9 protein-coding genes and 1 pseudogene are annotated in these 10,619 nt (G+C 41.0%); 9 read left to right on the top strand and 1 reads right to left on the bottom strand.

Features of this window, described 5'->3' with window-relative positions:
- Positions 1–20 precede the first annotated feature (20 nt).
- The 5 genes from ilvC to leuD all read left to right on the top strand — a co-directional run bounded on the left by ilvC (position 21) and on the right by leuD (position 5,817).
- The gene (gene ilvC / locus AC52RT_RS08485; protein WP_495540346.1) at positions 21–1,049 is read left to right on the top strand and encodes a ketol-acid reductoisomerase; all 1,029 of its coding nucleotides are present in this window, start codon (positions 21–23) and stop codon (positions 1,047–1,049) included.
- A complete protein-coding gene (locus tag AC52RT_RS08490) occupies positions 1,036–2,568 on the top strand; it encodes a 2-isopropylmalate synthase (protein ID WP_495540339.1) in 1,533 nt (510 codons plus the stop codon). Before ilvC ends, AC52RT_RS08490 begins: the two co-directional genes overlap by 14 nt.
- Before the next feature lie 25 nt (positions 2,569–2,593).
- A complete protein-coding gene (gene leuB, locus AC52RT_RS08495) occupies positions 2,594–3,706 on the top strand; it encodes a 3-isopropylmalate dehydrogenase (protein ID WP_495540340.1) in 1,113 nt (370 codons plus the stop codon).
- Between the two features lie 73 nt (positions 3,707–3,779).
- Positions 3,780–5,192, top strand: a complete 1,413-nt coding sequence (gene leuC, locus AC52RT_RS08500) for a 3-isopropylmalate dehydratase large subunit (RefSeq protein WP_495540341.1) — start codon at positions 3,780–3,782, stop codon at positions 5,190–5,192.
- Between the two features lie 28 nt (positions 5,193–5,220).
- Entirely contained in the window at positions 5,221–5,817 is a 597-nt protein-coding gene (gene leuD, locus AC52RT_RS08505) for a 3-isopropylmalate dehydratase small subunit (protein WP_495540342.1), read from the top strand.
- 107 nt (positions 5,818–5,924) lie between these two features.
- On the opposite strand, the pseudogene AC52RT_RS08510 reads toward leuD, so the two are convergent.
- Positions 5,925–6,065: pseudogene (locus AC52RT_RS08510) on the bottom strand (IS5/IS1182 family transposase); the annotation flags it as partial.
- 174 nt (positions 6,066–6,239) lie between these two features.
- On the opposite strand from AC52RT_RS08510, the gene AC52RT_RS08515 reads away from it, so the two are divergent.
- From AC52RT_RS08515 to clpX, 4 genes are all read left to right on the top strand, one after another.
- A complete protein-coding gene (locus AC52RT_RS08515) occupies positions 6,240–6,467 on the top strand; it encodes a hypothetical protein (protein ID WP_495540343.1) in 228 nt (75 codons plus the stop codon).
- Positions 6,439–7,464 (top strand): tetratricopeptide repeat protein, encoded by a 1,026-nt coding sequence (locus AC52RT_RS08520; protein ID WP_495540344.1) that lies wholly within the window; start codon positions 6,439–6,441, stop codon positions 7,462–7,464. The genes AC52RT_RS08515 and AC52RT_RS08520 overlap by 29 nt, the downstream gene beginning before the upstream one ends.
- Before the next feature lie 183 nt (positions 7,465–7,647).
- The gene (tig, locus tag AC52RT_RS08525) at positions 7,648–8,946 is read left to right on the top strand and encodes a trigger factor (RefSeq protein ID WP_340846714.1); all 1,299 of its coding nucleotides are present in this window, start codon (positions 7,648–7,650) and stop codon (positions 8,944–8,946) included.
- A 517-nt stretch (positions 8,947–9,463) separates the two neighbouring features.
- A partial coding sequence (gene clpX, locus AC52RT_RS08530; RefSeq protein ID WP_495540345.1) for an ATP-dependent protease ATP-binding subunit ClpX occupies positions 9,464–10,619 on the top strand: 1,156 nt, incomplete at its 3' end.

The following is a 10,619-nucleotide window of genomic DNA, read 5'->3' on the forward strand; positions in this document are numbered from 1 at the left end:
GAAAAGGGAGAGATTTTAAAATGGCAAAAGTATATTACAATTCGGACGCAAATCAAAATTATTTTAATACGAAACAAGTAGCAGTAATCGGTTACGGTTCACAAGGTCATGCTCACGCCCAAAATTTACGCGACAGCGGTGTTGACGTTATTATCGGAATCAGAAAAGGGAAATCATTTGATAAAGCTAAATCAGACGGTTTTAAGGTTTATACAGTCGAAGAAGCAGCTGAACAAGCAGATGTAATCATGATCCTGCTTCCAGATGAAACACAGCCAAAAGTCTACGAACAAGAAATTAAACCGGGCTTACAAGCCGGAAATGCCTTGCTTTTCGCTCACGGTTTCAATGTGCATTTCAGCCAAATCGTTCCACCGGCAGATATTGATGTCTTACTAGTAGCACCAAAAGGACCAGGTCACCTTGTTCGCCGTACATATGAACAAGAAGCAGGTGTACCAGCTCTGTTCGCTATCCATCAGGACGTAACAGGTGAAGCGAAAGAATTAGCGCTTGCGTATGCAAAAGGGATTGGGGCTTTACGTGCAGGCGTACTTGAAACAACGTTTAAAGAAGAAACAGAAACTGATCTTTTCGGTGAACAAGCCGTATTGTGCGGGGGAGTCACTTCACTTGTAAAAGCTGGTTTTGAAACGTTGACAGAAGCTGGATATCAGCCGGAAGTTGCCTACTTTGAATGTTTGCATGAATTGAAACTAATTGTTGACTTAATGTACGAAGGCGGCTTGGAGAACATGCGTTATTCGATTTCTGATACAGCTCAATGGGGAGATTTTGTATCCGGACCTCGTATTGTGAACGAAAATGTTAAGGCTGAAATGAAGAAAGTATTGAAAGATATTCAAGATGGTGAATTTGCAAAAGGCTGGATCCTTGAAAACCAAGCTAACCGACCTGTCTTTAATGCGGTAAACCAAAGAGAAAATCAACATCCAATCGAAGTAGTCGGTCGTGAATTAAGGAAAATGATGCCATTTGTCAAACAACAACAAACAAAGAAAGAAGTGGTGACTGTTGCGAAAAATTAATATTTTCGATACGACACTTAGAGACGGCGAGCAGTCCGCTGGAATTAATTTGAATTACTCGGAAAAATTAGAAATCGCCTTTCAGTTAGAACGCTTAGGTGTTGATATCATTGAAGCAGGCTTTCCAGCTGCTTCAAAAGGGGACTTTGGTTCCGTTCAAGAAATTGCGAATAAAATCCGTCATGTATCGGTGACCGGACTAGCGCGCTCTGTTAAAGGAGATATCGATGCAGCTTGGGAGTCATTAAAGGGCGGTGCAGAACCAAGATTGCATGTATTCCTAGCTACTTCACCGATTCATCGCGATTATAAATTGAAACTTTCTAAAGAACAAGTGATTGAAACAGCCGTTCAGACCGTTAAGTATGCGGCAGAACGTTTCCCAATTGTTCAATGGTCAGCTGAAGACGCAAGCCGGACCGAACTTGATTATTTGGCTGAAATTGTCGAAGCAGTCATTCAGGCAGGCGCTCGTGTAATTAACATTCCTGATACAGTCGGCTATGCGGCACCTGTAGAATATGGAGCAATATTCAAATATCTTCGTGAACATGTCCCATCTATAGATAAAGTGAATCTTTCAGCTCACTGTCATGATGATTTAGGGATGGCGATTGCGAACTCATTAGCAGCAATCGAAGCGGGAGCCACTCAAATTGAAGGTACGATTAACGGAATCGGAGAACGTGCTGGAAATGCTGCGCTTGAAGAATTAGCGGTGGCCTTACGAATTCGCTCTGATTTCTATCAAGCAAAAACAGATTTAACCCTAAATGAAATTAAACGGACCAGTGATTTAGTTAGTAAGTTAACCGGATTTGCTGTTCCGCCAAACAAAGCGATTATTGGGCGTAATGCCTATGCACATGAATCAGGTATTCATCAGGACGGCGTATTAAAGGAAAAAACAACGTATGAAATCATTTCTCCAGAGCTTGTTGGCGTATCGTCGAATGCACTTGTCCTAGGTAAACACTCTGGGCGTCATGCATTTAAAGATCGTTTGAAAACGTTGAAGCTTTCCGTTTCAGATGAAGAAAGCAATCGTCTATTCGTTCAGTTTAAGGAATTAGCGGATAAGAAAAAAGAAATGACCGACGAAGATTTAGTTGCTCTTGTACTGGAAGAGAAAACATCAAAGGATAATCGTTTCTTTGAACTAGAATCCATGCAGATCAGCTATGGAACAAAACAAGTTCCGACGGCAACGGTCAGGCTGAAAAAAGGCGAAGAGGATATCATTAGCGAAGCAGCAACGGGTGCTGGGAGTGTTGAAGCGCTTTATAATACGCTGGAACGATGTATCGCTAGCGAAGTGAACTTACTTGATTACCGAATCCAATCCGTTGGAGCTGGGCGAGACGCTTTAGCTCAAGTATTTGTCACGATTCGATACAAAGGAACAGAAACAAGAGGCAGAGGATTGGACCAAGATGTATTGGAAGCTTCTGCTAAAGCTTACTTGAATGCGGTAAACCGTGTAATTTACTTAAGTGAGAAAGAACCAATTTTACAATAAAAAAGTAAGGGAAGGGGAGATTTCGATGAAACGGAAAATAGCAGTATTACCGGGAGATGGAATAGGTAGAGAAGTAACACGAGGTGCCGTCGAAATTCTCGAAGCAGTTGGAGAACAATTTGGTCATGACTTTGAGTTTCATTTTGGAGAAATAGGCGGGAGGGCTATTGATATTACAGGTTCACCGCTCCCAGATGAAACAGTCCAATTGTGCAAGAGCAGCGATGCCGTTCTTTTGGGTGCTGTAGGGGGACCTAAATGGGATCAACAACCAATGCACTTAAGGCCTGAACGCGGATTACTTAAAATCCGCAAGGACCTTAACCTTTATGCCAATCTTCGGCCAATCAGCTTCTATTCGAGTCTATCGGAATCTTCTCCCTTGAAAAAAGAAATTATTGAAGGCGTCGATTTGTTAATTGTCAGGGAATTAACAGGTGGATTGTATTTCGGGAAGCCGAGTGAACGTACGACGTTTGAAGGCAAGGAAGCAGTGGTGGACACATTGTTTTACCAAAAGTCTGAAATCAAACGGATAATCGAACTAGCTTTTAAACTAGCTTCAAACAGAAGGAAAAAGGTAACGTCTGTTGATAAAGCAAATGTCCTTGAATCTAGTCGAATGTGGCGGGAAACGGCTGAAGAAGTGGCCAAGAATTACCCAGAGGTTGAGCTTGAGCATATGCTGGTTGATAATGCTGCCATGCAGTTGATTCGGAATCCAAGGCAGTTCGACGTCATGGTGACAGAAAACATGTTTGGCGATATTTTAAGTGATGAGGCCTCCGTCCTGACTGGCTCACTTGGTATGCTTCCGTCAGCCTCCGTTTCCACGGATGGGTGTAACCTTTATGAACCCATTCACGGATCAGCACCTGACATTGCTGGGAAAAACATAGCGAATCCAATCGGGATGATTTTATCAGCTGCTTCTATGCTGCGTATATCGTTTGGATTAGAGGAAGAAGCAGACGCCGTAGAAAAAGCCGTTCAGAAAGTCCTTGATGCTGGTTTACGAACCGGTGATCTGGCTAACGGCCCAATCACAGGGATTTCGACCAGTCAAATGATAGCAGAAATTAAAGCGGCATTACTGGATCAGGAAGCTATTTTAAACATCATGGGCGCATATGCGTAAATAAGACTTCTGAAAAGGCTGACAGCAAGTCAGCTTTTTTTCTAAACTGAACGAGCGAGTAGGAGGATGGAAAATGGGAAAATCAATTATTGAAAAAATATGGGATCGGCATATTGTTTCGGAAGAACAAGATAAGCCAGATTTATTATATGTAGATTTACATTATATTCACGAGGTAACCTCGCCACAGGCATTTGAAGGAATTAGAATGAAAGGACGTTCAGTAAGAAGGCCAGACCGGACTTTTGCCACTATGGATCACAATGTTCCTACGGTGAACCGCTATTTCATTCAAGATGAAATTGCGAAGAAACAGCTTGATGCGCTTGCGGCGAATTGTCAGGAATTTGGTATCCACCTAGCTGATTTAAACAGTACCGAGCAGGGCATTGTTCATGTAATTGGGCCGGAACTTGGACTTACCCAGCCGGGGATGACGATTGTTTGCGGAGATAGTCATACTTCGACACATGGTGCCTTTGGCTCGATTGCTTTTGGTATTGGCACAAGTGAGGTCGAACACGTTTTAGCAACACAAACGATTTGGCAGACAAAGCCGAAAACATTAAAGCTAGAAGTGAACGGTCAACTAGGCTATGGTGTCACATCAAAAGACGTCATTCTTTATGTGATTTCGCGTTTTGGTGTTGATTTCGGTACGGGGCATATTATTGAGTATTGTGGTGAAGTGTTCAGAGATATGTCGATGGAAGAGCGGATGACAGTATGTAATATGTCGATCGAAGGAGGAGCAAGAGCAGGGCTGGTCAGTCCAGACGAAACGACTTATTCCTACATGAAAGGACGTAAGTACGCGCCAGCAAGCAACGAATTTGATCGCTATGTAGAAGAGTGGAGGCAGCTTGCCAGTGATGCGGACGCAGTCTATGACCGCGAAATAGTTCTTGATGGAAGTGAAATTCCGCCAATGGTCAGCTGGGGTACCAATCCTGGTATGGCTACGGGAGTCGATGGGTTTGTACCGACAAGTACGGACGGTACAATGGATTCTCGGGAGCTTGGCCGTGCGTTAGAATATATGGGCTTAAGCGAAGGGATGGCCATTACGGATATTCCAGTACAGCATGTTTTTATCGGTTCATGCACAAATTCCCGAATTGAAGATCTTCGGAAAGCGTCAGCAGTATTATCCGGTCAACACGTTCATCCTGGAGTCCGGGCAATGGTCGTTCCAGGATCACAAAGCGTCAAGAAACAGGCAGAAGAAGAAGGGCTAGATGTTCTATTCAAGGCAGCCGGCTTTGAGTGGCGTGAATCGGGATGCAGCATGTGCTTAAGTATGAATCCAGATGTCGTTCCTGCTGGGGAGCATTGTGCATCTACTTCAAACCGTAACTTCGAAGGACGTCAAGGTGCAGGGGCACGCACACACTTAGTCAGTCCTGCAATGGCCGCAACAGCTGCTTTATATGGTCGTTTTGTCGATATTAGAAAAAGTGAACGTACCGTAGAACCAGTACGCTAAATTAGAAAATCATGAAGGAAGGTGCCATATGGAACCAATAACGATCTTTACAGGACGTATAGCTGTCATGGACAGAAAAAATGTGGATACAGATCAAATTATACCGAAGCAATTTTTAAAACGAATCGAACGAAGTGGATTCGGTCAATATCTATTTTTTAATTGGCGCTATGATGAACAAGGAAATGAGCGGCCTGACTTTGAATTAAATCAGCCGGAAAATAAAGGAACAAGCATTTTAGTAGCAGGGGAAAACTTCGGGTGCGGGTCGTCAAGAGAGCATGCTCCGTGGTCGCTGCTCGACTTTGGCTTTCCAATTGTAATTGCACCATCCTTTGCGGACATTTTTAAAAGTAATTGTATGAAAAATGGCATGCTGCCAATCGCTTTGACTGAAGCTGAGGTTGACTATTTAATGACAACAGCTGCGGGTGGTCAGTATGAACTGACAGTCGATTTGCCGAATCAGAAGGTTTCTGGACCAGATGGGTTTGAAGCGCATTTCGAGATCCATCCATATTGGAAGCAGATGCTTGTCAACGGCTGGGATGAAATCTCTATCACACTTCAATACGATAAGAAAATCACTGCATACGAAAATAGTAAACAAACACTCTCTATATAATAGAAGAAAAAATACCTGCTTATTAAGCAGGTATCAGTTTGTAGACTAAATGAAGTTGGAATTAAAAATTTTTCGATTCCCTATTTGAAAACTTGGGCGTCTGCCTCTGAATAGATACCTTTCACCAAGTCATAAATGAAAGTGAAATCAATGGCCGCCTCAATTTTACGAAACAAATGGTTCAGTGGCACTAGTTAATCTAACATTTTAAATGGATCTCGCTGAATAGAATCTTGTTTAGAAAGCATCCTCATCACCACAAGTATTAATCCTTCTATTTTCAAACAAAGTGACTCGAGGATCGAAAGGTAAAACAAAGTTGATTGAAACGGAAGGTACGAGACTCCTGCGGGAAAAGCGTGTCTAGGGGAGACCCCGCAGGCGAAAGCCGAGGAGGCTTCCCGACCGCCCGCGGAAAGCGAGTGACTGAAGTGGAAATCAACGTTCAAGTTATACAATCTACAAAATTAGATAAACTCGATTTTCACATGAATTTGTTTGATACCTGCTCCATGAGTGGGTTTTTTTATGCAAAAATTTTTATTGGTGAAATTTTGTGTTTGAAGGTTTTCCATGCTAAACTGTTTGTCAGTAAAGACAAAGGACAGGACGGAGTTGCTAATGGGCGGAAGAAACAAGGATCATTCTAACATCATTGCTTTTCCAAACCTCTGCAAAAGACTTGTCGACAAAGGGTTGGAGCGATTAGAGGTTAGAGATTTTAAAATGGCAGCTGAATTATTTAGTCAAGCACGAGAGTTAGAACCAGAAAATCCAGATTTGAATATTGGGCTGGTTGTATCACTTGTAGAGCTGAATGATTATGAGGAAGCGCGAGATTTATGTAAGGAACTGCTCAATAAAGGGATTGGTGACTACTTCCATGTAGTGACGATTTATTTAATGGTCCTCCTGCATCTAAATGAACATCAAGAGATGGTCACTACGATAGAAGCGTTGCTTGAAGAGGGACATGTTCCTTTAGATAAGAAAGATCACTTTGAGAATATGCTTCATTTCAGCAGACGTGCAATTGATGAACAAAAGGATCAGGAAGTACGTATTGAAGAAAAAATCCAGGAAGAGTTAGCTGAAGACGAAGGACTTTTTGAAAACAAGACAGATAATGAGCTCCTTGCCGTTGTATCCAATTTATCTAAAGTGAACATTAGGCCGCATATAAATCAAATCAGGCCGGTTCTTGAAAATAACCAAATCAGCCCGTTTGTCAAAACATTGCTGCTTAATATTTTGCAAGAACAAGAATACGATAAAGAGCTCACTATCTCAAAATTTTCAAAACAAATGAAGGTCATCCCGTCTACTCTTTCAGTACCTAATGAAACAGTCTTTTATCAGCATTCTGTTAAGCTGTTAGAAGAAAACTTGGGTGACCGTGATCCAACTCTATTTGATATGGCGGTCAGTTTAATAGAGAGACAGCACCTCGTTATGTACCCCTTCACACCCGAAAAGGCAGAATACAGCGGGTATGCGGCGGGGTATCATCTGTTAGCAGAGGAGTACCTGTATGGGGAATCTTCGTTAGAGAGAATTGCTGAACTATACCAGGTAGATCAGGATCAAGCAGCAGAAAAGTTGAAGGTTTTAAGGGAAATTGAAGATTTTTCTTCCCCGATTATTTAGCCTATTGTTATTGAAACTAAGGGGACCTGTGTTATAATGTAGTGGTTGTAATGTAACGATTTTAGGAAAAACGACGGGTTCCATGTAAATTGGGAATACCGGGGATGACTTGTTACGAATAGCAAGGCAGATTCATCCGTTGCTTATTCATGAAATATCATAGATTTTTTTGGAGGGAAACAAATGTCTGTAAATTGGGAAAAATTAGAAGGTAATCAAGGCGTTCTAACTGTAGAAGTAGACGCAGCTAAAGTTAACGAAGGTATCGACGCAGCCTTTAAAAAAGTCGTAAAACAAATTAACGTACCTGGCTTCCGTAAAGGTAAAATGCCTCGCCAAATGTTCGACAAAAAATTCGGCGTAGAATCATTATACCAAGATGCATTGGATATCATTCTTCCAGACGCGTATGCAACTGCTATCGAAGAAGCAGGAATTAACCCTGTTGATCGCCCAGAAATCGATGTTGACCAAATGGAAAAAGGCAAAAACCTTATTTTCAAAGCTACTGTGACTGTAATGCCTGAAGTTAAATTAGGTGAATATAAAGGTCTTGAAGTAGAAAAAGTTAACACTGAAGTAACTGACGAAGATATCGATAACGAAATCAAAACATTGCAAGAGAAACAAGCAGAGCTTGTTGTTAAAGAAGAAGGACAAGCAGCAATGGGCGATACAGTCGTTCTTGATTTTGAAGGAAGTGTTGAAGGAGAACTTTTCGAAGGCGGAGCGTCTGAAAACTATTCTCTAGAACTTGGTTCTAACTCTTTCATTCCTGGATTCGAAGAACAAGTTGTTGGTCTTGAAACAGGAGCAGAAAAAGATATCGAAGTGAACTTCCCTGAAGAGTATCATGCAGCTGAACTTGCTGGTAAGCCTGCAGTATTCAAAGTGAAAATTCACGAAATCAAATCTAAGCAGCTTCCTGAGCTTGATGATGAGTTCGCAAAAGATGTCGATGAAGAAGTAGAAACATTAGCAGAATTGAAAGAAAAAACTAGAAAAACGCTTGAGCATGATAAAAAGCACCAAGCAGAACACCAAGTCCGTGACACAGTTGTTGAAAAAGCGACAGCTAATGCAGAAGTAGATATTCCTGCAGTTATGGTCGAAAAAGAAGTAGAACGTATGATGAAAGATTTCGATCAACGTTTACAATCTCAAGGGTTAAACCTAGAGCTTTACTTCCAATTCTCAGGTCAAGATGAAGAAGCTTTGAAAGCGCAAATGCAAGAAGAAGCTGAAACACAAGTTAAAACTAGCTTGACTCTTGATGCAATTGCTACTGCAGAAAACATTGAAGCTTCTGATGCTGATGTTGATGCTGAAATTGCAAAAATGGCTGAAATGTACAAAATGGAAACAGAAGCAATCAAACAAGCACTTGGAAGCCTTGAAGGCGTTAAAGGTGATTTGAAAATTGGTAAAGCAATCGACTTCCTTGTTGAAAACAGCAAGATCGTTGAAGCTTCAGCTGAATAATTCCATATACAATAGAAAAAGGACAAGGCGCGAGCAATCGTGCCTTGTTTTATACATAAAAGCTTTATATTAGTTCGAATAATGAAAATTAATTTTTCTGACAACTATAGATTGATTTTTTTTCCATTTAAGTGTAGATTAAATGCTAAGCCGCATATACATAAATAATTACATTCTCGTGCTTTAAAAAGCTAAAGGTTTGGGAATGATGGTAAAGGGCAAATACATAGAGAATTATTTAAAGTTAATACCATATGAACAACTTGGATGAAGCATTTTAATTACATTCCTGTCAGGAACATGATAAAATGCAAAGCATACAAGTATTCATTGGAGTTTTCGGCACTACTCCCAATGTTTAATAAAAGCTGACGCATATCATTAGGTATGCTTGATGTTAAGGCAAGAATGTACAGAATGTACAAGACCTATTAAATGTTTAAGGGGAGTACCGGTTTTATAGACTGGACTTTACCACGTATAGATGTTGCAAAAGTATTTAAAGGGGTGAGTGAATATGTTTAAATTTAATGATGAAAAAGGACAATTAAAATGTTCTTTTTGCGGTAAAACTCAAGAACAAGTGCGTAAACTTGTAGCAGGACCGGGTGTATATATTTGTGACGAATGTATAGAACTCTGTACAGAAATTGTTGAGGAAGAACTAGGAACGGACGAAGAAGTAGAATTTAAAGATGTACCGAAACCACGTGAAATTCGGACCATCCTTGATGAATACGTAATCGGTCAAGACCAAGCTAAGAAATCTTTGGCTGTAGCAGTTTATAACCATTATAAACGTATTAATTCCAGCTCGAAGTCCGACGAAGTTGAACTGTCTAAGAGTAATATTGCTCTAATTGGACCAACAGGAAGCGGGAAAACCTTGCTTGCACAAACGCTTGCTCGTCTACTGAATGTTCCATTTGCTATTGCCGATGCAACTTCATTGACAGAAGCTGGTTATGTTGGGGAAGACGTTGAAAACATCCTTCTGAAACTAATCCAAGCAGCAGATTATGATGTAGAAAAAGCTGAAAAAGGCATTATCTATATCGATGAAATCGATAAGGTAGCACGTAAATCAGAAAATCCGTCTATTACTCGTGATGTTTCTGGTGAAGGTGTTCAGCAAGCACTCTTGAAAATTCTTGAAGGTACTGTAGCAAGCGTTCCACCACAAGGCGGACGTAAACACCCTCATCAAGAATTCATCCAAATTGACACAACCAATATTCTCTTCATTTGCGGTGGTGCATTTGATGGAATCGAACCGATTATCAAACGCCGTTTAGGCCAAAAAGTGATTGGTTTTGGTTCAGATGTTAAAAAAGAGGATGTAAAAGAAAAGGAATTACTGTCAAAAGTACTTCCAGAAGATTTACTGCGTTTTGGTTTAATCCCAGAATTCATCGGCCGTATCCCGGTTATTGCTACATTGGAGCAATTAGACGAGGCTGCGTTGATTGAAATCCTAATCAAACCAAAAAATGCGTTAGTCAAACAATACCAAAAACTGCTTGAGCTTGATGATGTTGAGCTAGAGTTTGAAGATGGCGCACTTACTGAAATTGCTAAAAAAGCAATTGAACGTAAAACGGGTGCCCGTGGACTACGCTCTATTATCGAAGGAATCATGCTGGAGGTTATGTTCGATCTGCCTTCACGTGACG

This window comes from Peribacillus sp., from assembly GCF_059453735.1.

Coding starts and splice junctions, on each gene's coding strand:
- ilvC (WP_495540346.1), top strand. CDS start 21: ATGGCAAAAGTATATTACAATTCGGACGCAAATCAAAATTATTTTAAT.
- AC52RT_RS08520 (WP_495540344.1), top strand. CDS start 6,439: ATGGGCGGAAGAAACAAGGATCATTCTAACATCATTGCTTTTCCAAAC.
- leuC (WP_495540341.1), top strand. CDS start 3,780: ATGGGAAAATCAATTATTGAAAAAATATGGGATCGGCATATTGTTTCG.
- tig (WP_340846714.1), top strand. CDS start 7,648: ATGTCTGTAAATTGGGAAAAATTAGAAGGTAATCAAGGCGTTCTAACT.
- leuB (WP_495540340.1), top strand. CDS start 2,594: ATGAAACGGAAAATAGCAGTATTACCGGGAGATGGAATAGGTAGAGAA.
- leuD (WP_495540342.1), top strand. CDS start 5,221: ATGGAACCAATAACGATCTTTACAGGACGTATAGCTGTCATGGACAGA.